The sequence below is a fragment of the Bacteroides propionicigenes genome (assembly GCF_018390535.1).
Classification (GTDB): domain Bacteria; phylum Bacteroidota; class Bacteroidia; order Bacteroidales; family Bacteroidaceae; genus Bacteroides; species Bacteroides propionicigenes.
The window spans coordinates 106,573-133,115 of sequence record NZ_JAHBBW010000005.1; the positions used below are offsets into that span (position 1 = coordinate 106,573).

22 protein-coding genes and 1 tRNA gene are annotated in these 26,543 nt (G+C 41.4%); 14 read left to right on the forward strand and 9 right to left on the reverse strand.

Going from position 1 to position 26,543, the window contains the following annotated elements:
- Nucleotides 1-148: 148 nt before the first annotated feature.
- The 3 genes from KG118_RS08845 to KG118_RS08855 all read right to left on the reverse strand — a co-directional run bounded on the left by KG118_RS08845 (nucleotide 149) and on the right by KG118_RS08855 (nucleotide 4,037).
- Nucleotides 149-2,068 (reverse strand): DEAD/DEAH box helicase family protein, encoded by a 1,920-nt coding sequence (locus tag KG118_RS08845; protein ID WP_117710190.1) that lies wholly within the window; start codon nucleotides 2,066-2,068, stop codon nucleotides 149-151.
- Nucleotides 2,069-2,630: 562 nt separating this feature from the next.
- The gene (locus KG118_RS08850) at nucleotides 2,631-3,845 is read right to left on the reverse strand and encodes a site-specific integrase (RefSeq protein ID WP_117710568.1); all 1,215 of its coding nucleotides are present in this window, start codon (nucleotides 3,843-3,845) and stop codon (nucleotides 2,631-2,633) included.
- Between the two features lie 117 nt (nucleotides 3,846-3,962).
- Nucleotides 3,963-4,037 (reverse strand) — tRNA-Pro (locus tag KG118_RS08855).
- A gap of 221 nt (nucleotides 4,038-4,258) precedes the next feature.
- Between KG118_RS08855 and KG118_RS08860 the strand changes: the two genes are divergently transcribed.
- On the forward strand, nucleotides 4,259-4,615 hold the full coding sequence (locus KG118_RS08860) for a lipocalin-like domain-containing protein (protein WP_117710189.1): 357 nt from the start codon (nucleotides 4,259-4,261) through the stop codon (nucleotides 4,613-4,615).
- 59 nt (nucleotides 4,616-4,674) lie between these two features.
- On the opposite strand, the gene KG118_RS08865 is transcribed toward KG118_RS08860, so the two are convergent.
- Both KG118_RS08865 and spt read right to left on the reverse strand, forming a co-directional pair.
- Complete coding sequence (locus KG118_RS08865; protein ID WP_117710188.1) at nucleotides 4,675-5,361, reverse strand: hypothetical protein; 687 nt, start codon at nucleotides 5,359-5,361, stop codon at nucleotides 4,675-4,677.
- 194 nt (nucleotides 5,362-5,555) lie between these two features.
- Nucleotides 5,556-6,743 carry a serine palmitoyltransferase gene (gene spt / locus KG118_RS08870; RefSeq protein WP_117710187.1) on the reverse strand — a complete coding sequence of 396 codons (1,188 nt, stop codon included), beginning with the start codon at nucleotides 6,741-6,743 and terminating at the stop codon, nucleotides 5,556-5,558.
- 204 nt (nucleotides 6,744-6,947) lie between these two features.
- Here spt and KG118_RS08875 point away from each other — a divergent pair, with 204 nt between their 5' ends.
- From KG118_RS08875 to KG118_RS08890, 4 genes are all read left to right on the forward strand, one after another.
- Nucleotides 6,948-7,991: a diacylglycerol/lipid kinase family protein gene (locus KG118_RS08875; RefSeq protein WP_117710186.1), complete on the forward strand. Its 1,044-nt coding sequence runs from the start codon at nucleotides 6,948-6,950 to the stop codon at nucleotides 7,989-7,991.
- A 47-nt stretch (nucleotides 7,992-8,038) separates the two neighbouring features.
- On the forward strand, nucleotides 8,039-10,285 hold the full coding sequence (locus tag KG118_RS08880; protein WP_117710185.1) for a sensor histidine kinase: 2,247 nt from the start codon (nucleotides 8,039-8,041) through the stop codon (nucleotides 10,283-10,285).
- A gap of 139 nt (nucleotides 10,286-10,424) precedes the next feature.
- Nucleotides 10,425-12,182, forward strand: a complete 1,758-nt coding sequence (gene aspS, locus KG118_RS08885) for an aspartate--tRNA ligase (RefSeq protein ID WP_213388423.1) — start codon at nucleotides 10,425-10,427, stop codon at nucleotides 12,180-12,182.
- A 20-nt stretch (nucleotides 12,183-12,202) separates the two neighbouring features.
- Complete coding sequence (locus KG118_RS08890; RefSeq protein WP_117710183.1) at nucleotides 12,203-12,583, forward strand: GtrA family protein; 381 nt, start codon at nucleotides 12,203-12,205, stop codon at nucleotides 12,581-12,583.
- A 14-nt stretch (nucleotides 12,584-12,597) separates the two neighbouring features.
- On the opposite strand, the gene KG118_RS08895 is transcribed toward KG118_RS08890, so the two are convergent.
- The 3 genes from KG118_RS08895 to KG118_RS08905 all read right to left on the reverse strand — a co-directional run bounded on the left by KG118_RS08895 (nucleotide 12,598) and on the right by KG118_RS08905 (nucleotide 15,330).
- Nucleotides 12,598-13,482 (reverse strand): carbon-nitrogen hydrolase, encoded by an 885-nt coding sequence (locus KG118_RS08895; protein WP_117710182.1) that lies wholly within the window; start codon nucleotides 13,480-13,482, stop codon nucleotides 12,598-12,600.
- 21 nt (nucleotides 13,483-13,503) lie between these two features.
- The gene (locus KG118_RS08900; protein ID WP_117710181.1) at nucleotides 13,504-14,622 is read right to left on the reverse strand and encodes an agmatine deiminase family protein; all 1,119 of its coding nucleotides are present in this window, start codon (nucleotides 14,620-14,622) and stop codon (nucleotides 13,504-13,506) included.
- A 168-nt stretch (nucleotides 14,623-14,790) separates the two neighbouring features.
- Nucleotides 14,791-15,330: a ferredoxin domain-containing protein gene (locus KG118_RS08905; protein ID WP_117710180.1), complete on the reverse strand. Its 540-nt coding sequence runs from the start codon at nucleotides 15,328-15,330 to the stop codon at nucleotides 14,791-14,793.
- 103 nt (nucleotides 15,331-15,433) lie between these two features.
- Here KG118_RS08905 and KG118_RS08910 point away from each other — a divergent pair, with 103 nt between their 5' ends.
- From KG118_RS08910 to bla, 9 genes are all read left to right on the forward strand, one after another.
- Nucleotides 15,434-16,057: an ABC transporter ATP-binding protein gene (locus tag KG118_RS08910; RefSeq protein ID WP_117710179.1), complete on the forward strand. Its 624-nt coding sequence runs from the start codon at nucleotides 15,434-15,436 to the stop codon at nucleotides 16,055-16,057.
- A gap of 19 nt (nucleotides 16,058-16,076) precedes the next feature.
- Nucleotides 16,077-16,355: a hypothetical protein gene (locus KG118_RS08915; RefSeq protein WP_117710178.1), complete on the forward strand. Its 279-nt coding sequence runs from the start codon at nucleotides 16,077-16,079 to the stop codon at nucleotides 16,353-16,355.
- Nucleotides 16,356-16,497: 142 nt separating this feature from the next.
- A complete protein-coding gene (locus KG118_RS08920) occupies nucleotides 16,498-17,304 on the forward strand; it encodes an ABC transporter permease (protein WP_117710177.1) in 807 nt (268 codons plus the stop codon).
- Nucleotides 17,305-17,348: 44 nt separating this feature from the next.
- Complete coding sequence (locus KG118_RS08925; protein ID WP_117710176.1) at nucleotides 17,349-18,443, forward strand: Nif3-like dinuclear metal center hexameric protein; 1,095 nt, start codon at nucleotides 17,349-17,351, stop codon at nucleotides 18,441-18,443.
- Between the two features lie 5 nt (nucleotides 18,444-18,448).
- On the forward strand, nucleotides 18,449-19,279 hold the full coding sequence (locus KG118_RS08930; protein WP_117710175.1) for a zinc ribbon domain-containing protein: 831 nt from the start codon (nucleotides 18,449-18,451) through the stop codon (nucleotides 19,277-19,279).
- Between the two features lie 80 nt (nucleotides 19,280-19,359).
- On the forward strand, nucleotides 19,360-20,784 hold the full coding sequence (locus KG118_RS08935) for an efflux transporter outer membrane subunit (protein ID WP_117710174.1): 1,425 nt from the start codon (nucleotides 19,360-19,362) through the stop codon (nucleotides 20,782-20,784).
- A gap of 49 nt (nucleotides 20,785-20,833) precedes the next feature.
- Nucleotides 20,834-21,931 carry an efflux RND transporter periplasmic adaptor subunit gene (locus KG118_RS08940; RefSeq protein ID WP_117710567.1) on the forward strand — a complete coding sequence of 366 codons (1,098 nt, stop codon included), beginning with the start codon at nucleotides 20,834-20,836 and terminating at the stop codon, nucleotides 21,929-21,931.
- Nucleotides 21,932-21,968: 37 nt separating this feature from the next.
- Nucleotides 21,969-25,088, forward strand: coding sequence for an efflux RND transporter permease subunit (locus KG118_RS08945; protein ID WP_117710173.1), 3,120 nt, complete (start codon nucleotides 21,969-21,971; stop codon nucleotides 25,086-25,088).
- Nucleotides 25,089-25,160: 72 nt separating this feature from the next.
- Nucleotides 25,161-26,075 carry a class A beta-lactamase, subclass A2 gene (gene bla, locus KG118_RS08950; RefSeq protein ID WP_117713142.1) on the forward strand — a complete coding sequence of 305 codons (915 nt, stop codon included), beginning with the start codon at nucleotides 25,161-25,163 and terminating at the stop codon, nucleotides 26,073-26,075.
- 5 nt (nucleotides 26,076-26,080) lie between these two features.
- Here bla and KG118_RS08955 read toward each other — a convergent pair whose 3' ends face one another.
- Nucleotides 26,081-26,530 carry a type I restriction enzyme HsdR N-terminal domain-containing protein gene (locus tag KG118_RS08955; RefSeq protein ID WP_117713075.1) on the reverse strand — a complete coding sequence of 150 codons (450 nt, stop codon included), beginning with the start codon at nucleotides 26,528-26,530 and terminating at the stop codon, nucleotides 26,081-26,083.
- Between the last annotated feature and the right edge of the window lie 13 nt (nucleotides 26,531-26,543).

Consider the following 26,543-nt stretch of genomic DNA (forward strand, 5'->3'; position numbering starts at 1 on the left):
TGAGGTGAATAGTAGAATTTATAATGCTTGAGGGGGTGGGTGGCTATCTGCCAATTCTCATTTTCCTTTTACTTGGTGAGAGGGGGCTAAAATAGGGGTGCAGTCAGACGGCACGAAGTGCCGGATGGCTGCGCCCTCCGCACTTCGTTTACTCTTGTTCTAACAGTTCATTTTTGAATCTATCCAACTTGATTTTAGCACCGTTCCGATTACTGGGTGTACTGTCGAAATATTCTTCAATAAAAGGAGCGGACAACTTGCACATTGTGCCTTTTTTACCGTCCCCATATCGGGAGCAAGTTATCCCGTGACGCTCTAACAGGTATGAAATTCTATCAAGCACGTTATTTAGGGGGAGATATGAATCGTTACCCGTGTCGGCTTCAAATTCACTTCTTATGTCCAGGAGAAATTCCCGACTTTTTAATTTCTGTTCGGTCTCTTTTTGTTCGGCTTGCAACAGTAGTTTCTTGATTGCAGTCTTGCTGTACTTCTGTTGTTCGATAACTTCCTGCCCCAATTTGAAGAATGCGTTTATAAGCCATTCTTCCTCCACACACTTGGCTTTGAGAAATTGCACGGCAGTTTCATTCTCCTTGATATTGCTTAAAACAGATACGATGGATTGCCATTTTTCTTTAGTCTTGGCTACTTTGATTCTGTAAATATCATCTTCACCGACTGCTTCATCTTCGGGCTGGAAGTCCACATTGAAATATCCCGTGTCCTCGTATGCCCATCTAAGTGCATTGGGTGAGAGGTAGTATCTCTTAACCTGCTCGTCAAGTAACAGTTGCTCTATGGCGAACCTGTCAAATCCGTTCCGTTCGGGATTTAAGACTTCATTCAGTCGTAACCGTTTTAGCTCCTTATCATAATATGTGGAGTCATCAGCTTTCAGTCTTTCTTTTTGAATGGCGCGGTAGCATTTAATCCTCGCTTTAATGTCCGCCTGTATTTCTGCATCGGATTTAACTTCAAGCTCGTTCGGAATTGAAGCTATAACCGTAAGCGAGTTGTACCTCTTCCCGTTGGGAAACACGTGCCTGAATCTGCCTTGGCATTGGATAGCTTCGGTGAACGGATTGATTAGGGTGTGCTTTACATGGTCGTAGTTCGACAGTATCAGCACATCGCAAAGTTCTTTCAGATTGATGTCTATTGACGGGAAGAATCTTGATGTAAACAGGTTCACCTTTTTTAGAGGAAGCTCCAACTTGTCCGTGCTGTGTTCCAAGAAACGGCTCTTTAGCTCATCGGCACTTTTCTTTGAACAGAACACCTTGTAATCGTCCTTTGTTATTATTCCGTCATGCAGCAATGATTCCACGATGTTATTGATTCCCTCTGTTGTCTTGTAGAAGATGCACACATGGGGAGAGCCGTTATCCAACAGTCTTTTCACCTCCTGTTTCACTCGCCTGTAAAAGCTACGGGTCGTTATTAAAGTCATATCTTCCCGATAGTCATAGTCGGGCTTAATTTCTACCCACTTGAATTGGTGGCGTAGGAACAGGGTTAAGGTGTACTTGCTCGGTTTTAAGGGAGTGGCAGACACGAGAGCCTTTCTCTCAAATTTGAAGAACTCCCTCATTGGGGCGGATATGCTTCTGCGATAGCCTGTATCTTCCGTAATGTGCTCGGATTCATCGAACAGGCAGAAGTACTCCTTGTAAATGTTCATCCCAAGTTGTTTTGCTGCTGTTAAGACTTTGCTCTGAAATCCTTCAGGAGTAGTGATAATCTTCTTGTACTTGATATTGGGATTCTTGAGGTAGGTGGTCAGTTGCCTGACAGTTACTTCCTTGAACACCCCCTGGGCTTTGTTAAACACCTGCACCTTGTTCTCTACCGCAGATTTAAACGGCTCAATCACGATAGAGTTTCTCGGGCTTAACTTCGGGGTCAACTCCATGTAGGTAGCACCCGTTCCTGTCATTACCTTATTAATAATGGCATTGCTCGGTAGCATGGGGTAGCCTTGTCTTTTTAAGGCTTCGGACAGATACTCTCCCTTATGGATATTCAGTACCTCCACTTCCAATGTCTTGTGTTTAGTGTCATTCATGGCGCATCGGATTTAGTGGGTAAGAAACTTGGAAGAACCTGTTATTATATGGGCATGATGATTTTGTTACCCCACCCGAAGAATGGAGTTCAGACCCATATAAAGTTGTAAAACTCGTGAGCCGATTAAAACTTGTCGGAGTGACAAGCACCGATTGGCGGCTCAATCCAATTGTTCGGATTCTTAAATTCATTGGCATAATTTGATGAATTTAGAAATTTAACAATTGGACTAAGGGGGGATAAATAAAAACTCCTGCAACCAAGTTCCCTTACGATTGGATATAATTCACCCTTACAAAGTGTGAATGAATCTTCATCCAATAATAAGTTTCGGAGGTCATTGCTCCGAGAACTTAGTTGCAGAAGTCGCTACTTATATAGTAGAATTTATTGCTGACTGACTTCTTATATGGTTGCCTTTCTTGATTATCTCACTTGATAACTGCACTGTCACGTGAACCATTAGTAAAAACAGGACTTATTTAAGTCTTAGCCCGTATCTTCTACCACGTTGTAGAATTGATGCAAAGATATAACTTTTCATTCATATTGCAATGGTTTCAAAGTAAATTCTTCATCGCTTCATCTACTTGCTCGTTGTCGAAGCTATCCAAATATATTTGAGTAGTCGCTAAATCCGAATGTCCCAATGCTTCACTTATTAATGCAATGTTCACTCCCGACTTTTTAAGGACACTTGCGAACGAATGCCTTGCAACATAGGTCGTAATGTTGGCTTCAATCCCCAATCGCTCACCGAGTATTTTTAGAACTTCATTCACCTTGCCACGAATTTTATGAATCCGATTCTGTTTCTGCAAAGCTGTTTTATGTACTCTGTCATCCAAAATCGGGAATAAGTATCCGTTGCTCTCTTTTGAGTATTTCTCAATTATTAGCATAGCTTCCTTCGGTATTCCAATCTTTATCGGCTTTCCTGTTTTTTGACGGATATAATGTAATCTGCCGTTTACTATGTTCGCCCGTGTCAAATTAGCTATGTCGGTAAAATTGATTCCACCGCACAGATAGCTGAATATAAAGATGTCCTTACTTAACTCCACATATTTTTTCTGTCCTATCGGCTGGGAAGTTTCCGTGAATTTCAACATTTCTGTTTTAGCTATGGCTCGTTTTTGAGTGGTGACATCGAACTTGGATATTTTATATTCATCAAACGGATAGTCGGACTTTCGGGCACACTTGGCATTGATAGCCTTATTATATGTACTGCGCAAAGTGCGAAACATCAAGCTAATTGTTGTTTCCTTGTTATCATTGGCTCGAAGCCACTTCTCGTATTTTTCAAGCCATGCCACATTAATTATGTCAAACGGTATTTCCAACTTCCCTTTTGTAAACCTCATCAACGAATTATAAGAATTGAGATAAACCAACCTGTTTCCACATTTATTATCTGCTTTGCATTGGGCAATGATTTCTTGATAGAAGCACCCAACTGTTTTTAGATTTGTCGTTTGCTCTTGCATCGCGACAAGCGTTTCAGCCGAATAGTCCTTTTGGTCGGCTTTCATTTCAAGCACTCGTTCTTGAAGTTCCAGCTTCTTATCAAGAATAATCTTTTGGATATATTCTAAGTTAGGACATTTAGATTTTGGTACGTTCTTCTTAAAATCCCAATATTTTGGATTAACCGATATTCCCAAACTTTGGTATTTCCTTTTACCGTCCTTACAGATGCGAAGCATCAACGGATGTTCGCCATTGGATAATGTTTTCCATTTGTAGCATACTACATTTACAGTTGCATTCATTGTTTTAATGGTTGACATCTTGGTTGACATTACCTAAGTCAACTGCCAATTCAACCACTCAAATCAAGCAATAAAAAAAAGAGCTACTTTTTATCGTAACTCCTTGATTTTCTGTTGTCGGGGTAGCGGGATTCGAACCCACGACCCCCTGCTCCCAAAGCAGGTGCGCTAACCGGACTGCGCTACACCCCGAATGCCTTATTTCTTAAAAGCGAGTGCAAAGGTAAAATCTTTTTTGATAAAGACCAAACATTTTTATAGTTTTATCTAAAATAAAATCATAAAAGTCTGAGGAACAATAGTCAACAATAATAAATTATCGCCTTCTCCTTTGGATACATCCTCTTTTATATCTATTTTTGCAGAAATAGTCCTAATAAAAGGTAGATTAACTCACTTTAAAAAGATATAGAATGAAAAAAGTTTTATTAGCAGCTGCCGTATTAATGATTGCAATGGTCGCTTGCAATGAAAAAAAGAGTAAAGACTCTATTATTGGTTCATGGGTAATGCCTATTGAAGGTCAACCTGGGAAAATGCAAGGTATAAAACTGGAAGAAAACGGAGAGGCCTTTTCCATTAATATGGCTACACTGGTATATAAATATTGGAAGCAACAAGGAGACGATCTCTACCTTACAGTAAAAAGTATTGGTAATGGTATGGAAATAGAAGGTATAGATACTCTAAAAATTGAGAAACTCACGGCCGATTCATTAATTTTAAATTCCAACTATGGCTACATCTTACGCTATATAAGAGAAAAATAAAAAATAACAGGGGATGTGGACTAATCTGCATTCCCTGTTTCTATACAGAAAGGAGAAGATTATTTCATTCTGGCAGCAACAGCCAGCAATACCCCGAGTACAACACCCAAGATAGCGGCAAACAGCACTCTTACCTCTCCCGGTAACAAAAAAGTAATGGTATGAGCCGGATACCAAAAGAAAGGAATCGTTTTTTTAAAGACGAAATTCCATTGCGCATCCCAATTAAGGTGTGTAATGATGCGTGTCATAGGAATAGGAGTAACAAGACTACGAAGCGAACCGCCACAGTTCAAAATATGCATATCCGTTATCTTATGAAACGTCATAAATACAGGAGCAAAAATAGTGTTCATAGTGATAGATATAGCGAAAGCAATCCATAACTTTCCTAAGCCAAAATCTTCATTAATTATAACCGAAGCATTTACCATTCCCATATATTCCAAGAATTGCGGTACACCTTTAGAAAAAACAATCATAGCCATATTAATCCCCATACCTAAGAGCCCCCATACAGCTGCACGAGGGAGAAGTCCAAATCCTCTTCTGTTGTACACACCGACGCTGATACGAAGTCCCAACATTTCACCCAAAGTGGCAAGAACTCCAAATTTCAGAAAACTCATTATCATGCCATGTGCAGCATTGAAAGATTTATACCAGTCGTAGATAGTATCACTCACTAAAAAAGGTAAGAAGATTACGACTAAAATAAACACGAAAATAAAATCTTGCTTTTTCATCCAAATATTGTGTTTTTCATTAACAATAGCTGCATACTTACTAAAATGAATCCAATATCAAAGCATACCGAAAGTTTCAGTAACTTAATTCAAAGCATTGCACATAGAGTAGGACTCATGTTATTTTTTATAGAAGAAAGCCGTTTAACCGAACCTCGATTAAACGGCTTTATATCTTGCTTATAAGTATTCTCTTACTTAATAATCTCCAATGCCTTAAAACATTTTGTTAACTTTTCAACAGCATAGTCTACCTGCTCTTTCGTATGAGTAGCCATCAATGCTACACGTACCAATGTATCTTGAGGAGCACATGCAGGAGGAATAACCGGATTAATAAAGATACCTTCATCAAAAGCCATCTTTGTTACAACAAATGTTTTTTCCGTATCACGTACATACAGAGGTATAATAGGAGACTCGGTTTCACCAATTTCAAAGCCTGCATCGCGGAAACTCTTCAATGCATAGTTGGTAATATCCCACAAACGTTGAATACGTTCCGGTTCGGATTTAATAATATGGAGAGCTTCACGAGCAGCTGCCGTCGCTGCCGGCGTACTACTTGCCTGGAATATATAAGAACGGGCATTGTGACGCAACCAATTGATAACCTCCTTGTCGCCTGCAATGAAACCACCGATAGAAGCCAAAGACTTACTGAATGTTCCCATTATCAAGTCGATATCTTCGGTAACTCCGAAATGGTCACAAACACCACGACCTTGCTTACCGAACACTCCCAAACCATGAGCTTCGTCTACATAAATGCTGGCATTATATTTCTTTTTCAAACGGACGATTTCCGGCAAATTAGCTAAATCACCTTCCATTGAGAACACCCCATCTACAACAATTAGCTTCACAGCATCCGGTTCACACTTTTGGAGTTCCTTCTCAAGGTCTTCCATATCATTGTGTTTATACTTTAATTGTGTAGCGAATGAAAGACGGCGCCCGTCTACGATAGAAGCATGGTCGCGGTCATCACAAATGATATAGTCGCCGCGTCCTACCACTGCGGGAATAATACCTTCATTCACCGTAAAACCGGTAGAAAAACAGAGTGCTTCATCTTTTCCTACGAACTCGGCCAATTCTTTTTCCAGTTCAACATGTATATCAAGAGTGCCATTCAAAAAACGAGAACCGGCACAACCTGTACCATATTTTTCAGTGGCGGCTATTGAAGCGTCAATGATTCGTTTGTCATATGTCAGTCCCATATACGCGTTCGAACCGAACATCAGAACTTTCTTGCCATCCATCATCACCTCTGTATCCTGATGGCTGTTAATTGTGCGGAAATAAGGGTATACCCCTTTTGCCATAAATTGTTGCGGCAAATCATATTTCGCGAATTTGTCTTGCAGTAAACCCATGAAATGTCTTTTATATAATGAATATTTAATTCTATTAAAAACAAGTTCTTAAAAACAGGGGGCAAAGATAGCAAAATATGTTGTTATATGTTCCATTTACTCCAAAAAATCTACTCTAACTCGTTTTAAGAGATTCACATGGTTAAAATTTAAAGGATTTATATTACTTTTGCATGAAAGAAATCCCATGTAATATCCGTTTAAATGGACGATAATAAAAAGAAAATATCATTTATAATAAATCCTATATCCGGTACGCAGGGTAAGGAGTTGATTTTGAAATGGCTTGATGAAAGGTTAGACAAGAGCCGATATATACCGGAGGTAATCTATACGGAGCGGGCAGGGCATGCAGTTGAGATAGCTGCCCGAAAAGCAAAAGAAGAAGCTTTTGCCGTTGTTGCTATTGGCGGAGACGGAACAATCAACGAGATAGCACGTTCGTTAGTCCATACAAAAACAGCATTAGGTATTATCCCGTGTGGTTCCGGAAATGGGCTTGCGCGTCATTTGCAAATTCCGATGGAAGCCAAAAAAGCAATCGACGTTATCAATGAAGGACTGATAGATATCATTGATTATGGCAAAATCAATGACATTCCTTTTTTCTGTACAAGCGGAGTGGGATTCGACGCATTTGTCAGCCTGCAATTTTCCAAAGCCGGCAGGAGAGGCCCGCTCATATACTTGGAAAAGACGTTGCTTGAAAGCTTGAAGTACAAACCGGAAACATATGAACTGGAAATGGATGGTAGCACGTTGCGATATAAAGCGTTCCTGATAGCATGTGGAAATGCTTCGCAATATGGCAACAATGCTTACATAACTCCGCAAGCTACACTAAACGACGGGCTATTGGATGTTACTATTCTTGAACCGTTTACCGTGCTGGATGTACCGGCTTTGTCATTCCAGTTATTCAACAAAACCATTGACCAAAACAGCCGTATAAAAACCTTCCGTTGTAAAACACTTCGCATTCATCGTTCCAAACCGGGAGTAATACATTTCGACGGAGACCCGATGATGATGGGAGAGAATATAGATGTGAATATAATAAAAAGGGGATTGCAAGTCATCGTTCCTAAGAATGCAGAAAAAGATACTTCAAACGTATTACAACGTGCCCAAGACTATATCAACGGTCTGAAACAGATAAACGAAGCCATAATGGAAGACATTACCCATACAAACAGAATGATATTAGATAAAGGTAAGGAACAAATAAAAAGGCTCAGAAAGAATTAAGAATTCACAAAGTCCATAGATGTAAGGATGAATAATAAACTCATGAAATGAATCACATAACCTGTCTGATATATCTTTGGACTTTGCTGGGAGTATGCTCTGCTTGCAGCACACCGAAAGAAGAAAAACGCATATTGGTAATCCATTCATATGAAGAAACCTATGCCGGTTATCCTCTATTCAACGATTTGATAAAAGAAGAGTTTCGAAAGCAAGGGATACATGCTGAGTTATTCATACAGTATTTGGACTGTGAAGCTTATCTGGATACAGAAGAATTGGCCAGAATGAGCCTGTTGCTGGATTCTGTTTCTAACTGGAAACCCGAAATAATTCTTGTTAATGAGGACCAAGCTGCATACTCATTATTAAAATGTGGGCATTCCTTAGTCAAACAGCTCCCGATTGTCTTTGCCGGAGTCAATTATCCCAATTGGGAACTGATAAAAGAATACTCTAATGTTACCGGCTTTCATGATAAAATAGACTTCATGGCAAATATCAATATGGGCAGAAGACTGTTTGGGCAAGAAATAAGTTTTTTCTCATTAATGGATATGACTTATTTAGACAAGAAGATCAGAAATGATATTCAAGAACAAATAAAAGGAAAGAATATACTATATACAGATCACACCTTAAAGAATTTTGAATTCAAAGAACTGTTAGAGAAAGGATATACCGTCTACACAGAAGTACCTATACGCTCGGTCAATGAGCAAGGAAGCTGCTCATTATTATGGTTCCTAAGCCAATATGCCAAAAGCCGCTGTTACATACAGGCCAAACGTGACTACACAACTGTGAAAGTCAGCAATCTCACATCCAGTCCTTGTCTTACAACCATAAATGAGGCATTTGATATGGATGAAAAATACTTGGGCGGATATTTCACTACATTACATACACAGGTGGCGGAAGAAGTAAAAGCCGCTTGTCGGATTTTGCGTGGAGAAACTCCTGCAGATATTCCTGTGCAAGAGAGTGCCAAACAATATACAATTGACTGGAAAGTAGCAAAACAATTGGGTTTTTCTCTCAAAGAAATTCCGACTGAGTATACAGTTATCAATATCCCCTTCAGCGAAAAGCATTATGTACTATGGTTTATCGGCCTTGTCGCGATAAGCTGCTCATTGATAACCGTCATATTGTGGCTTATATTTCTATATCGACGCGAACAGAAAAGAAAGAAAAAGGCATTGTCCGATTTAGCTAACGAGAAAGAGACTCTAGCCTTAGCCGTAGAAGGCGGAGCGACTTATGTATGGACGTTAGAGAAGAATTTTTTAATTTTTGAAAAAGCATTTTGGATTTCATTAGGGATATCCGAAACTAAAGTATTATCCATAGATGACTTCACACAATGTATCCATCCCGACCAACGAGAACTTTTCTTTCTAAATTGGAAAGAATTACGCTTCGCTCAAAAGGAAATAGTACAGTTACAATGTGATTTCAACCAAAAAGGTTATCAATGGTGGGAGTTTCGCTATACAACCACTTGTCTGCCCACAGGAGAATGCCGCACTGCCGGATTGCTCCTCAACATTCAGACATTCAAAGAACGTGAACAAGAATTGGAAGAAGCTCGTGAACTGGCAGAAAAAGCGGAATTGAAAGAGTCCTTTCTTGCCAACATGAGCCATGAAATCCGTACTCCCTTAAATGCTATTGTCGGATTTTCTACGCTTCTGGCATCCAATGAGGACCTTTATTGGGAAGATAAACAAGACTATATCGCAAGCATTCATGAAAACAACAAGCTTTTATTAAAACTCATCAATGATATTTTGGAGTTGTCAAGAATCAAATCCGGATATATGTCATTTACTTACGGACAATATCGGGTAGATGATATTATAAACAGCATTTACAACTCTTATCAAATGATGATACCAACTCATATTCAATTCCTTAAAGAGGAAGATTATAGTGTGATACCGGAAGTCAATGTAGATAAAGAACGGTTGACCCAAGTCATCATCAACTTTTTGAACAACGCATGTAAATTTACCAAGCAAGGGCATATCAAATTGGGGTATAAATTTATTCCCGACAAAGAAGAGGTAGAAATCTTTGTTGAAGACAGCGGGCAAGGAATTGAACCAAAAGAACTGAAAATGATTTTTACCCGTTTCTATAAACATGATGAATTCTCTCAGGGAACGGGGTTAGGTCTTTCTATTTGCCAAAGCATCATTGAGAAGCTGAACGGGAGAATAGAAGTGCGGTCGGAACTCGAAAAAGGCAGCCGTTTTAGTGTTATACTGCCCTGCAAAGTCGTTTTTTAAAATAAACTCTTCTGTTTTGATACGTCTGTAATATGTTTTATGTATTTTTGCACAATATTTATCCGCTTTTAGCGATGACACATCTTGGTGATGCATCACCAAATGGTAAAATGTAAATTGTAAAACAGTATATAATAAGATGTATAGATCACACACCTGTGGAGAATTACGTATCTCCGACGTTAATAAGCAAGTGACGCTGGCAGGTTGGGTACAGCGTAGCCGTAAAATGGGAGGTATGACCTTCATTGACCTTCGCGACCGTTACGGAATCACCCAATTAGTTTTTAATGAGGAAGTAGATGCCGAACTTTGCGAACAGGCTAACCGCTTGGGTCGCGAATTCGTAATCCAAATAGTAGGAACGGTAAACGAACGTTTCAGCAAAAACAAAAATATTCCTACCGGAGACATAGAAATCATTGTTTCGGAACTGAATGTACTAAATTCAGCTTTAATTCCGCCTTTCACAATCGAAGATAATACAGATGGCGGTGATGATATCCGCATGAAATACCGTTATCTGGACTTACGTCGCACTACTGTACGCAAGAATCTGGAGTTACGCCATAAAATGACAATTGAAGTCCGTAAATATTTGGATAGCAAAGGATTTATCGAAGTGGAAACTCCGCTTCTCATCGGTTCTACTCCGGAAGGTGCACGCGACTTCGTTGTTCCTTCACGTATGAATCCCGGACAATTCTATGCACTGCCGCAAAGCCCTCAAACATTGAAGCAATTGCTGATGGTTTCAGGTTTCGACCGTTACTTCCAGATTGCAAAATGCTTCCGTGATGAAGACCTTCGCGCCGACCGTCAACCGGAATTTACACAAATCGATTGTGAAATGTCTTTTGTACAGCAAGACGATGTAATCGAACTCTTCGAGGGTATGGCAAAGTATCTCTTCAAGGAAATTCGTGGTGTTGAGTTGACAGAACCGTTCATGCGGATGCCGTGGGCAGATGCCATGAAGTATTATGGTAGCGACAAACCCGACCTCCGCTTTGGCATGAAGTTCGTAGAACTGATGGACATCATGAAAGGCCATGGTTTCTCTGTATTCGACAATGCTGCATACATCGGCGGTATTTGTGCCGAAGGTGCTGCAAGCTATACCCGCAAGCAACTGGATGCCTTGACCGAATTTGTGAAGAAGCCGCAAATTGGAGCAAAGGGAATGGTTTATGCCCGCATCGAGGCCGACGGTACTGTAAAATCGAGTGTCGATAAATTCTATACGCAAGAAGTGCTGCAACAGATGAAAGCCGCCTTTGGTGCAAAACCGGGTGACTTAATCTTGATATTGAGCGGTGAAGACGTAATGAAGACCCGCAAGCAACTGAACGAACTTCGTCTTGAAATGGGTAATCAATTAGGCTTGCGCGACAAGAATAAGTTTGCGCTGCTTTGGATTGTTGACTTCCCGATGTTCGAATGGAGTGAGGAAGAGGGTCGCTTGATGGCTATGCACCATCCGTTTACTCATCCCAAAGACGAAGATATTCCTTTGTTGGATACAAATCCTGCAGCCGTTCGTGCCGATGCCTACGATATGGTATGTAACGGTATTGAAGTCGGTGGAGGTTCTATCCGTATCCATGATGCCCAATTGCAGGCTAAGATGTTCGAGATATTAGGCTTCACACCGGAAAAGGCTGAAGAACAGTTCGGCTTTCTGATGAACGCTTTCAAATTCGGAGCACCTCCTCATGGCGGTTTGGCTTACGGCCTTGACCGTTGGGTAAGCATCTTTGCCGGTCTCGACAGTATCCGTGACTGTATTGCGTTCCCGAAAAACAACTCCGGTCGTGATGTTATGCTGGATGCGCCTTCGACCATTGACCAAAAGCAATTGGATGAACTGAACCTTATTGTCGAGGTAAAAGAATAAAAACAAGAGAATAGGAGAGAGTGAAAGAGTCCGCACGTATTTTCCGTTTTGCAGTAATCGGTACGCTAAACGCCTTAATAACAGCAATCACCATCTGGGTAATGATGGATGAGTTAGACATCAATTACATGCTCTCCAATATTACTGCATATATACTGGCACAGACTCACAATTTTATCTGGTGCAAGTATTGGATATTCCCAACAGAAAAAAAGAGCAACACTTGGAGACAAGTGCTGCTCTTTTCCATAGCTTTCGGAATGGCTTATTGTGCACAGTTCCTTTTTCTTATCGGATTGGTAGAGGGACTGAAATGCGATGAATATCTCGCTCAGTTCTTAGGGTTATTTGTATATGGTGGAGTCAACTTTTTGATGAACAAAAAGGTCACATTCAAATGAAGTTACTCCTTTCTTTAATCTAAAAAACGCTTTGTCAACCCCTCATAAGTGTCAATTCTACGGTCGCGCAAGAACGGCCACCAACGACGAACATTCTCCGAACGTTCCAAATCTACTTCTACTACAATATTTTCCGGTTGTTCATTACCCGCTTGTACAAGGAATTCACCTTGCGGCCCGGCAACAAAGCTATTTCCCCAAAACTGAATACCGTTTGTCTGCATGGAAGGATCGGGCTCGTGCCCCACACGATTCACCGAAATAACAGGAAGACCATTTGCTACGGCATGCCCGCGTTGCGAAATTATCCACGCATTGAGTTGGCGGATCTTCTCATCATCCGTATCACTGCTTTCCCAACCTATAGCAGTAGGATAAATCAATAATTCAGCTCCTTTCAGAGCCATAAGACGCGCAGCTTCAGGATACCATTGATCCCAACAAATCAAAACACCCAATTTTCCCAAAGATGTCTGTATTGGTTCAAACCCCAAATCTCCGGGAGTAAAATAGAATTTCTCATAATAGGCAGGATCATCTGGAATATGCATTTTACGGTATTTCCCGGCAATGCTACCGTCACATTCAAAAACGACAGCTGTATTATGATACAAACCAGGCGCGCGCTTTTCAAATAATGAAGTTACCAGTACAATATTGTTGGCTGCCGCCAACTCTGAATAAAAACCGGTTGACGGTCCAGGGATAGACTCTGCCAAGTCAAACAGTTGGGTATTTTCTGTCTGACAAAAATAAAGAGAATTATGCAGTTCTTGCAACACCACTAATTGTGCACCGTGAGCGGCGCATACTTCAATACTCTTAGCTAAATTCATCAGATTAGTACGCATATCCGCCACATTGGACTGCTGAATAATACCCACTTTTATTTTCCTCATATCTATATTTCCTTTCTATTTTTATTTATTCAGCACTCCTATCGGATATTGCATTGTGACGCAATGCAACGAACCATGCTGTTTTATTAAAGCGCGACAGTCTATACCTACAATCTCATGTTCAGGGAAAGCTTCCTGCAACACTTCTTTGACACGCATATCATTCTTGGGTTGATTATACGTAGGGTACAACACCGCATCATTCATTATCAAGAAGTTGGCATACGTAGCCGGAAGTCTTTCGCCCTCCACTTCTATTTTATCAGCCATTGGCAGCGCCAACAGTTTATAAGGTTCTCCAGCAAGCGTCCGGAACGTTTTCAGTTGCTCCTCCATTTGATACAATTCCTCATAATGCTCGTCATTTACATCACGACACTGCACATAAGCTATCGTATCCGGCGAGCACAAACGGGCAAGGGTATCTATATGGCTATCCGTATCATCCCCTGCCAAATAACCATGATCCAACCAAAGCACCCGTTCAAGATGAAATGTAGAACGAAGATACTCTTCAATTTCCACTTTATTTAGCTGACCGTTACGGTTAGGCGACAGAAGGCATTCTGAAGTGGTAAGCAATGTTCCCATTCCGTCACTTTCAATGGAACCGCCTTCCAGGACAAAGCCTAAACGGTTCACATATCGACCTTTTAAAACTTCGGCTTCTACAGCCCGGCGTGTTATCTGATTGTCTTTATCCGAAGAGAATTTCAGTCCCCAACCGTTAAAAGTAAAATCAAGCAAAAAAGGTCCTTCTGTATCTATCATAGTGATAGCTCCATGGTCGCGCGCCCAAGTATCATTCGTCTCGCACTCCAGAAAACGAACATTTTCCATGTTGACTGTCGTGGAGATTTGCTTTTTCACTTCCTCTGGTTCCGGGGTTGCGATTAACAGTAACTCCCGCTTTGCTATTTCGGAAGCAATGGTAATGAAACATCGCTGTACCTCTTCAAGCATATAAGCCCAGTCGGTATTTGCATGAGGCCATGTAAGCTGTATACCACTCTGTAAAGCCCACTCTGCAGGCAGATGAGGGGTACGCATTTCCACTTGAAAGGTCATATTCTTACCAAAACGCACTTGGCAATCTTTTTCGGTAGCTCCACCTAATGGAAGCCCAACAAAATATCCCATATCAATTCTAAGTTATTTACTTTGTTAAGTAAGATAATGAAGTCTGAGTACAAATGCTCCTAAATCCTAATTTTCGTAGAGTTCTATTCTACATTTCCAAAGTTGAACTTTAGAGTTCTAAAGTTCAACTTTACGTTTACAGTTCTCAACTTCAAGTCCGGAATGCACTTATTTTTTTTCTTCCTTAGGCTTCCTATCAAAAAACGGATTCTTAGAAGACGCACTGACCGGAATAGCGAATACAGCCTTGCAATCTTTCAACCAATTCATTCGTTGTGCGGCCAACCCCGCAGAAAACATAACTCGGGTATCTACCCGCATATCAGCAGCCATAGCACAAGCCGAACCAACTGCAATTCCCACATCAATCATATTCAGGGCACATGGCACACCTTCAGAGCGTCCGGCACAAGTTGGAAAACCACAATGTCCGCAGTTCAATCCTTGTGCCTGCTCGCGCGTACCTATTATAACGACACATTCTGCCTGCAAAACGTTTGCAGCATCACGAAGAAAGAACTTCATACCCAGTTCTTCAGCCATGACAATCATTCTTTCTGAAAGCTTTTTCAAGTCTTCACCTGTCACCAATGCCGTCTCAATTATATCTATGCCTTTCCCTTTAGGTGCCGTACGCGCGGCAGTCATCATTTGTCTCGCCACATTAAGTATATGTTCATGGCGGCAATCCCGTTCATTCTGTATCATACTTTCTTTCCTGAATTAATTAGTGACACAAAGATAAAAGTATAAAGTTATCTTTGCAAATCTTTTTTCCTTACCTTTGCAATAGAGACTAAAGATTTTATTTATGCTACAAATAGAGGATGCCAGTATTGCATACGGCAATGATGTATTATTCTCCAAATTCAACCTGCAACTGAAAAGGGGAGAGATTGGTTGTGTTTCCGGTCCGTCAGGATGTGGAAAAACATCTCTTCTTAATGCCATACTCGGTTTCACTTCATTAAGAGAAGGGAGTATTACTGTCAACAACATCGTTTTGAATAAAAATAGCATCGACCTCATTCGCAAGCAAATAGCTTGGATTCCACAAGAACTGGCACTCCCATTAGAGTGGGTAAAAGATATGATACAACTACCTTTCGGTTTAAAAGCTAACCGAGCCACACCATTCTCCGAAACTCAGCTATTTAATTGCTTCGGAGAATTAGGACTTGAAAGAGAACTATATTATAAACGTGTAAATGAAATATCCGGTGGACAACGCCAACGTATGATGATAGCTGTAGCTTCCATGATTAACAAGCCTCTAATCGTTGTGGACGAACCAACCTCTGCGCTTGACTCGGACTCTACGGAGAAAGTACTTGCCTTTTTACGACACCAAACCCAAAAGGGAACCGCCGTGCTGGCTGTATCACACGACAAGGATTTTGCTGAAGGGTGCAACCTACATATAATAATGCAATAAACCTGCTAAAAATAAAGCCATGAGTTTTGCCGGATTTGTTTTTGATATGATACACCGTGATAAGGAGAATCGCAATTTACGCCTTCTTCGCCGGAAACGTCTCAATGAACGTTTAGATAAAATGTATAAAGGACGCAGTATACCTCAAAATGCTACTGCAGAGGAGATGGAAGAGATAACCAAACTTACCCGGCAAAAGGAATATTCTGAGCAAAAACATACTGTGCAAATGACACTGATTATTATAGGGATTTGTATTCTTACTGCGTCTGTATTGGTTTTCATGTTTACTCACTAATTCCATAGGAAAAAAAGAGGGCTACCGAAATACTAATAAATTTTTCAAGATTTATTAAATAGATTCCCGAAAATTCATTAATAAACTCTTCCATAATTCATTAATAGCGTTACCTTTGCATCAGAAGCTATTGGATACACTCATGGGAACTATTGACATATCATATCTTAGTCTGGGCATAGGACTATTGTTATTATTAATACCCTTATTTTATATATGGAAGTTCAAAACCGGTCTGCTACGTGCAACTCTTATTGGTACAGCACGTATGATTGTGCAACTTTTCTTCATCGGCGTTTATCTGAAATACCTTTTCCTTTGGAATAATCCGTGGATTAATTTTCTATGGGTAATCGTCATGATACTCGTAGCTTCGCAAACGGCATTAGCACGCACACAACTGAAACGCAAAATATTACTGATGCCTATATCCGTAGGCTTTCTGTGTAGCGTAGTATGTGTGGGTATGTATTTTATCGGAATCGTACTGCGTCTTGAAAATGTGTTCAGTGCTCAATACTTCATTCCTATTTTCGGTATACTGATGGGAAATATGCTATCCAGCAATGTTATAGCCCTAAATACTTATTATAGCGGATTGAAACGCGAACAGCAACTTTACCGCTATCTGCTTGGCAACGGGGCTACCCGTACCGAAGCGCAAGCGCCGTTTATCCGTCAGGCCATCATCAAGGCTTTCAGTCCGCTCATTGCCAATATCTCCGTCATGGGGTTAGTGGCATTTCCCGGAACAATGATTGGACAGATACTGGGAGGAAGCAGTCCGAATGTCGCTATCAAATATCAAATGATGATTATGGTTATCACATTTACAGCATCTATGCTTTCACTAATGATAACCATTTCATTGGCTTCGCGTAAGTCTTTTGATGCTTACGGAAAGCTATGTCCTATCATGGTAGAAAAAAAAACTAAAAGTAAGCCGTAATTCACTACTTTTTCGTATATTTGCAACCAAATTTTCTACTGATAATGAAAATTAAGGAGATAGTAAGCGCCCTTGAACGGTTCGCGCCTCTGCCATTGCAAGACGGATTTGATAATGCCGGTCTGCAAATTGGATTGACAGATGCGGAAGCAACAGGGGCTTTGTTGTGTCTTGACGTTACCGAAGCCGTGTTGGATGAAGCGATTGCGTTAGGATATAATTTTGTTATATCGCACCATCCACTTATTTTTAAAGGTTACAAGTCCATTACAGGAAAGGATTACGTGGAACGTTGTATTTTGAAGGCTATCAAGAATGACCTTGTCATATATTCCGCCCACACTAATCTGGATAATGCATCGAAAGGGGTGAACTTCAAGATTGCCGAAAAAATAGGGTTAAAGAATGTACGTATATTGGAAGCTAAAGAAAATGCTTTGCTAAAGTTAGTTACATTTGTCCCTACAGTCCGGGCGGAAGAAGTACGCACGGCATTGTCATCCGCCGGATGCGGATGTATCGGTAATTACGATTCATGCAGCTACAATATAGAAGGCGAGGGGATGTTTCGTGCACGTGAAGGTGACAATCCCTATTGCGGCGAAATAGGTGAATTGCATATAGAAAAAGAAGTACGTGTTGAAACCATTCTACCGGCTTATCGAAAAGCAGAAGTAATAAAAGTATTACTTGCCGCGCATCCATACGAGGAACCTGCATTTGATTTATATCCGTTGCAAAACTCTTGGCAGCAAGTCGGAGCAGGCGTTATCGGTGAATTGGAAACTCCGGAAACAGAGTTAGAGTTTTTAAAGCGTATCAAAAAAATCTTTGAAGTAGGTTGTCTGAGGCACAACAAACTGACCGGGCGTGAAATACAAACAGTTGCTCTGTGTGGTGGTGCAGGAGCTTTTCTTATGCCGCTTGCCATACGCAACCATGCCGATGTTTTTATTACCGGTGAGATAAAATATCACGATTATTTCGGCCATGATACAGATATCCTGCTGGCAGAGATAGGACATTATGAAAGCGAACAATATACAAAAGAAATATTTTATACAATAATCCGGGATTTATTTCCTAATGTTGAAGTTCAACAGAGCAAAGTGAATACAAATCCCATAAAATACATGTAATTAAAATGGCTAAAGAAGCAAAAAAAGATCCCCAGGAATTGACAGTGGAACAGAAACTAAAAGCCTTGTTCCAACTACAGACCATGTTGTCTAAAATTGATGAAATCAAGACGTTGAGAGGCGAGCTTCCTTTGGAAGTGCAAGACTTGGAAGATGAAATTGCCGGTCTGAGTACCCGCATCGAAAGAATCCAGTCGGAAGTTACCGAATTGAAATCTGCTATCGCAACCAAAAAAGTGGAAATTGAAACCGCAAAAGCTTCTGTAGCAAAATATAAAGAGCAACAGGAAAATGTACGTAATAACCGCGAATACGACTTCTTGAGTAAAGAAATTGAGTTCCAAACTTTGGAAATAGAACTTTGCGAAAAGAGAATTAAAGAATTTTTGGCTGATGAAGAAATTAAGTCTCAGGAAGCAGCAGAAAGTACAGCTGCTTTGGAGGAAAGGCAAAAAGACCTCGACGTGAAGAAGAATGAGTTGGACGAAATCATCTCTGAAACCAAACAGGAAGAAGAAAAGTTGAGAGATAAGGCTAAAGAACTCGAAACTAAAATAGAGCCGCGTTTGCTCCAATCTTTCAAACGTATCCGTAAGAACTCACGCAACGGTTTGGGTATCGTTTACGTACAGCGTGACGCTTGTGGCGGTTGCTTCAACAAAATTCCGCCCCAAAGACAATTGGATATCCGCTCACGTAAAAAAATCATTGTTTGCGAATACTGCGGACGTATCATGATTGACCCAGAACTGGCAGGCATTACTCCAGAAGTGAAGGAAGAGCCGGTAAAGGAAAAAACGACAAGAAGTAGAAAAAAAGCGGCAGACGCTGAATAAATTTCTGCAAGAATTGCAATAAACAAATAAAGGTTTAGGTTGTTATCAATCCCATAAAATAACAACCTAAACTTTTTTTTATGAGTATAAAAGCTTGGAACAGTACATTGTTCTTTCTATGTTTTTCTTGTGTGGCATGGGCACAAAAAAGCAACCGTTACTTAGAAAATCCACTTCCACAAGGTTGGAGAACTGACATTACTCATGCCATTACTGGAGATGATAGTCTGTTCAACAGTCAAATACAACCTGTAGATGATAAATGGTGGAAAGCTTTTGATGATCCGATATTGGATTCGCTGATAGCAACAGCATCTACCCAAAATTTTTCAGTTCTTTCAGCCATAAACCGCATGGATATGGCTAAAGCCAATTGGCGAATAGAGCGGGGGAGTTTCTTTCCTGCCATTTCCCTAAATGGGGGCTGGTCACGCCAGCAGAGTAGTGGAAATATAAGTGAAGCGCCGCAAACGATAACCGGAGCATACAGTGCCTCACTCAATACCAGTTGGGAGCTGGATATATTCGGCAGCATCCGGCAACGGGTAAAGGCACAACGGGAAAACTTTGCCGCCAGCAAGGAAGAATACATCTCCGTCATGATTTCACTATGCGCACAAGTGGCATCAGCCTACATCGGGCTACGTGAATTACAACAAGAACTAAATGTTGTTACCCATAACTGTAATACACAAGCTGCGGTCCTCGAAATTACCCAAGTCCGCTATAAAACGGGATTAGTTTCCAAACTGGACGTATCTCAAGCTAAATCAGTATATTATAGTACCAAAGCCTCCATTCCACAACTGGAATCAACTATCAACCAATATATTACCACCTTAGCAATTCTACTTGGAACTTACCCTCAAGACATTCGTCCCATATTGGAACAAAATGGTAAGCTTCCCGATTATATAGAGCCTATAGGTATCGGTATCCCCGCGGACTTGCTACTTCGCCGTCCAGATATCCGCCAGGCAGAACGACAAGTCAATGTACAAGCAGCCTTACTTGGTGCTTCCAAAAGCGATTGGTTACCACAGGTTTTCCTGAAAGGCTCCATTGGTTACGCATCTCATGAGTTAAAGAATTTTACGAAACGGAACAGTATGACGTTTGAAATAGCCCCCAGCCTTAGCTGGACGCTATTTAGTGGTACAAAACTGGTGAATGCCAGCCGATTGGCACGCGCGCAATTGGATGAGTCTATTCATCAGTTTAACCAAACAGTACTCACAGCCGTACAAGAGACTGATAATGCTATGAACGGTTATCGTAGTTCTATCAAACAAATTGTCGCCCTGCGAGAAGTATGTAATCAAGGAGAAGAAACTTTAAAACTTTCATTAGACCTCTATAAGCAAGGATTGACTCCTTTTCAAAATGTTTTGGATGCCCTCCGTTCATTACTGACTTATCAGAATCAGTTAACACAGGCACAGGGTAGCTCACTACAAGAACTCATATCACTCTATAAAGCATTGGGAGGAGGATATGGAGATTAAACCTAAAGTAGTAGATTATAAATCTCTAAAATTAAACAGAACCATATATATGAAAAATCAAATGTACATTACCCTGATTATTCTACCCTTACTGGCTGGATGCGGGAATAAAAAAGAAATGGCACATACAATACCCACCCCGGAAATTAATGTGGCTCACCCAAGTGTGCAAGATATTACACTTACTAAAAGTTACCCTGGTTATCTGACTTCTGAAAAAACCGTAGATTTAGTAGGCAGAGTCAGCGGAACGCTGCAAAGTATTGCCTATTCACCCGGTAACCGGGTATACCAAGGACAAGTACTCTTCCAAATTGAACCAACCATTTATCAAAATAATGTGCGACAAGCAGAAGCTGCTCTCAATACAGCACGCGCAAATCTTGAGTATGCACAAAGCAATTATACACGTATGCAGGAAGCGGCAAAAACGGATGCCGTCAGTCAAATACAGGTACTACAATCCAAGTCAAATGTAGCTACTTCATTGGCAGCCGTAAGTAATGCTGAAGCTGCATTAAATACTGCACGCACCAACTTAGATTACTGTACGGTACGCGCTCCGTTTGACGGAACAATCAGCCGCAATCTCACAGATGCGGGAAGTTATATAAACGGTAGTACACAGCCTATAACATTGGCTACCATTTATAAAGACGACCATCTGTATTCTTATTTTAATGTAGCAGACAATCAATGGCTTGCCATGTTGCTGCAGCAAGGAGACAGCATTCCCAAACAGGTCAATGTCAGCCTGGGAAAAGACGGTATACTGAATTACCCGGCACAGTTGGATTACCTTTCACCTAATGTAGACTTGAATACCGGAACACTAAATATTCGTGCCCGAGTGGACAATCCCAAAGGTATCTTGAAAAGCGGGCTCTATGTCAGTATCACACTACCCTACGGAAAACAAAAGAATGCAATCCTCATACCTGACGCTTCTATCGGTACAGATCAATTGGGTAAATATGTGTATGTAGTCAATGACTCGAACATCGTACACTACCGTCACATAGAAATAGGACAACTGATAGAGGATAGTCTGCGCCAAATCAAGCAAGGACTTTCACCGCAGGAACGGTATGTAACGAAAGCCTTGATGAAAGTCAGAAACGGCATGCGGATAAAGCCCGTTCAATAATACACACTGTATATATAATCACTCAAACCAAGAAATTATGTTTTCAAAATTCTTCATAGACCGTCCCATATTCTCAACTGTACTGGCATTACTCATCGTCGTAGCAGGATTGGTCACACTGGGCATTCTACCCATTGCGCAATATCCGGACATTACACCGCCTACCGTACAGGTAAGCGCTGTCTATCCCGGAGCCAATGCCCAGACGGTGGCTCAAACCGTCGGCATTCCTATTGAGCAGCAAGTCAACGGAGTAGACGGGATGCTTTATATGTCCTCCAATTCATCCTCATCAGGAGCATATTCGCTTACCATCACTTTTGCAGTAGGTACAGATATCGACATGGCTACCGTACAAGTGCAAAACAGAGTTAGTGTGGCTCAGTCATCACTGCCCACCCCTGTAGTGGTACAGGGAGTTACGGTACAGAAAAAATCTAGTAATATCGTTATGTTCCTGACAATGAAGTCTGACAACAAAAATTACGATGGTCTTTACCTCAGCAACTATGCAAAACTGAATCTTGTGGACCAATTGACCCGTGTATCCGGTGTGGGTGCAGTCAATGTAATGGGGGCAGGGGACTACTCCATGCGTATCTGGCTTGACCCTGCCGCTATGCGTATTCGCAATCTCTCGCCTACAGATGTTTATCAGGCTATTCAGACACAAAATGTAGAGGTTAGTGCCGGAAATGTAGGACAATCTATCGGAAATGACAACAAAAATGCCTATCAATACAGCCTGACTGTAAAGGGGCGGCTAACCTCACCCGAAGAATTCGGTAACATTATCCTTCGTACGGAAAGCGGCGGGAGGATTCTCCGTCTGCGTGATGTAGCCCATATAGACCTGGGCTCGGCATCTTATAGTGTTGTCTCTCAGCTGGACGGGAATCCTACGGCTGCCATCGCCATCTATCAACAACCGGGCAGCAATTCATTGGACGTATCAAAAGGCGTCAAAGCAAAAATGCAGGAATTATCACAGAATTTCCCGGCAGGTATACAGTATAATGTAACGCTCGACACAACAGACGTTATCCATGCGTCCATTGATGAAGTAATGGTAACTTTCTTTGAAACAACGCTATTGGTAGTACTTGTAATCTTCCTCTTTCTGCAAAACTGGCGGGCCGTTATCATTCCTTGTATCACGATACCTGTTTCACTGATTGGTACGCTGGCAATCATGTCGTTATTCGGTTTCTCTATCAATACATTAACACTATTCGGACTGATATTGGCGGTTGCCATCGTGGTGGATGATGCTATTGTGGTTGTAGAAAACTCCACGCGTCTGTTGGATACCGGGCGATATACGGCACGGCAAGCCGTAACGGAAGCAATGGGAGAGATTACAGGTCCCATCGTGGGGGTGGTTTTGGTATTGCTTGCCGTATTTATCCCTACCACCCTTGTCAGCGGAATATCAGGACAGTTGTACAGACAGTTTGCCTTGACCATTGCAGCCAGTACCGTACTAAGCGGTATCAACTCACTGACGCTGACACCTGCACTCTGCGCATTAATGCTTCAACCTACCAGACCCTCGAAATTTCCTCTGTATAAAGGATTTAACCGTTTGTACGACAAGACGCAAGGAGTGTATGACAAAATAGTGGGCTATTTGTTACAACGGCCTTTTGCTGCAGTAGCTTCCTATGCTGTATTTACGATAATCGCTGTGTTGCTGTTCGTTAAATGGCCCTCTACTTTTATACCGGAAGAAGATGACGGATATTTCCTCGCTGTTGTGCAACTTCCACCGGCATCAAGCTTGGAACGCACGCAAGAAGTGGGAAAACAAATCAATGCTTTGCTCGACACTTATCCCGAAGTAAAGGATTATATCGGGATATCCGGCTTTTCCGTTATGGGCGGGGGAGAACAGAGCAATGCCGCCACATACTTCGTTGTCCTGAAAAACTGGGATGAACGCAAAGGGAAGAAACATACGGCATCAGCCATCGTCAACCGTTTCAATATGGAAGCCTACAGCATTCAGGAAGCTGAGGTCTTTGCAATGGTTCCACCTGCCATTCCCGGACTGGGGGCCACCGGCGGGTTGCAACTGCAATTGGAAGACCATAACAACCTTGGTGCCACCGAAATGCAACGTGCCGTAGAAACTTTAATGGAACACTATCGTGAGTATCCGGCCCTGGCATCTGTCAGCAGCCAATATCAAGCAAATGTACCTCAGTATTTCCTGAATATAGACCGCGACAAAGTGCAATTGATGGGCATACAGTTGAACAGCGTTTTCACCGCCTTAGGATATTATATGGGGGAAGCCTATGTTAACGACTACGTACAGTTCGGACGCATTTATCAAGTGAAGCTGGGGGCCGGCGACCGCGCCCAACGTGTTATTGACGATGTACTCAAATTAAGTGTACCTAATGCTTCGGGAGAAATGGTCCCTTTCTCTTCTTTCACACAGATAGACGAACAACTGGGTATGGATCAAATCAACCGATATAATATGTACTCTACCGCATCCATTACCTGCAATGCAGCTCCGGGAAGCAGTTCCGGAGAAGCTATCAAGCAAGCGGAGAGTCTAATAAAGAATCAACTCGGCAATGAATTCGGCTACGAATGGACTTCTGTTGCCTATCAAGAAACGCAGGCGGGAACAACTACAACTGCCGTTTTTATCATGGCGCTATTAGTGGCTTTCCTCGTACTCGCCGCACAATACGAAAGCTGGACCAGCCCGGTATCTGCTGTAATGGGGCTTCCGGTAGCATTGCTCGGCGCAATGCTGGGTTGTTATGTAATGGGAACTCCGGTCAGCATCTACACTCAGATCGGTATAATTCTGTTAGTGGCGCTATCCGCCAAAAACGGTATCCTGATTGTGGAATTCGCACGTGATTTTCGTGCACAAGGCAACAGTATCCGTGATGCTGCATTCCAGGCGGGACACATCCGGCTTCGTCCTATTCTGATGACCTCATTGGCATTTGTACTGGGAGTTATGCCACTTCTGTTCGCTACAGGAGCAGGAGCGGAAAGTCGTGTTGCTCTTGGAGCGGCAGTAGTGTTCGGTATGGCACTAAATACATTACTTGCAACGGTTTATATCCCCAATTTCTATGAACTAATGCAAAAACTGCAAGAAAAGTTCGGAAAGAATAAAGGTAAATAAAAAAATACAGTTTCCCTATTTTGAATTAATTCCATATATTTGCAGATTAAGCAAATGTATGAAATTAATAATATGGGGCTTAGATATACTTTTATATATGTGTTGTATTTCAGTATAAGCATCGCTTTACAAGCGCAACAGCAAACATTAGAAAGCAAAATTGACAATTTCCTCAAAGGGAAAAAAGCCACGGTGGGCGTGGCTGTACTGACAGACCGGAACGAAATCCTACTGTACAATAACAAAATGAACTATCCGTTGCTAAGCGTATTCAAGTTCCACGTAGCCCTGGCTGTATTGGACAAGATGAATAGACAGGAAACTCCATTAGACCACATCATCCATGTTAAAGCATCTCAGTTACAGCCAAATACTTACAGCCCGTTACGGCAAAAATACCCCAATCAAGACCTCAATATCTCATTAGGAGAACTTTTACAATACAGCATCTCTCTAAGCGATAACAATGCTTGTGATATTCTCATAAAATATGCCGGTGGAATAGGGCATATCCATCAGTACATTAAGAAGTTAGATATTAATGATTTCAACTTGTCCGAAACGGAAGATTCCATGCACCGGAATCCCTCAAAGGCATATCTGAATTGGAGTACTCCCTATGAAATGGTACAACTGCTAAGAATAGCTGACGAAAAGGAACTATTTGCCCCCGTATACAAGGATTTTTTATGGAATACCATGATAGCAACCAGTACCGGGAGCAATAAACTAAAGGGATTATTACCTTCCAACGCAATTGTAGGGCATAAGACAGGCTCTTCCGATCGTAATTCGGAGGGTGTGAAAATTGCAGATAATGATGCCGGAGTCGTAATCACGCCTGATGGAAAGAAATATTATATCGCTGTTTTTGTAATGAACTCAAGTGAGACAGACGATGAGAATGCCGCCATTATCGCCCGTATCTCTCGAATGGTATACGATGAAATACCTATCTGGAAGCCGTCCTTAGAGGGAGAAAGATGAGTATATCAAAGGCTTGTGTAGTCAGGAATGTTTTGTAAGAAAGTATAATTATTCCGCTCATAGTCCATACGACAGCAATAATGCCTGATACCATTGCTCACTATCAGATAGTCCACTTTCAGCACCATATTATAGCGGGTAATCTGATCGAAAACCTTTTGAGTGATTTCTACTTCAGGAGCTTTATATTCTATAATCATACGCGCTGTAAGGTCTCTTCTGTAAAGCACTGTATCACAACGTTTTTTAGTACCATTTAACTGTACCTGTACCTCGTTTGCCATAAGTGCCTGCGGATAACCCTTATGTGCCATAAGAAAGTGCACAAAATGCTGTCGTACCCACTCCTCCGGAGTCAAAGCAACATATCGGCGACGGATAACATCAAAAATACTTCTTTTTCCATCCCTGGCAATAATCTTGGCATCAAACGCCGGCAGATTCAATGAGAACATTCTACTTTAATTT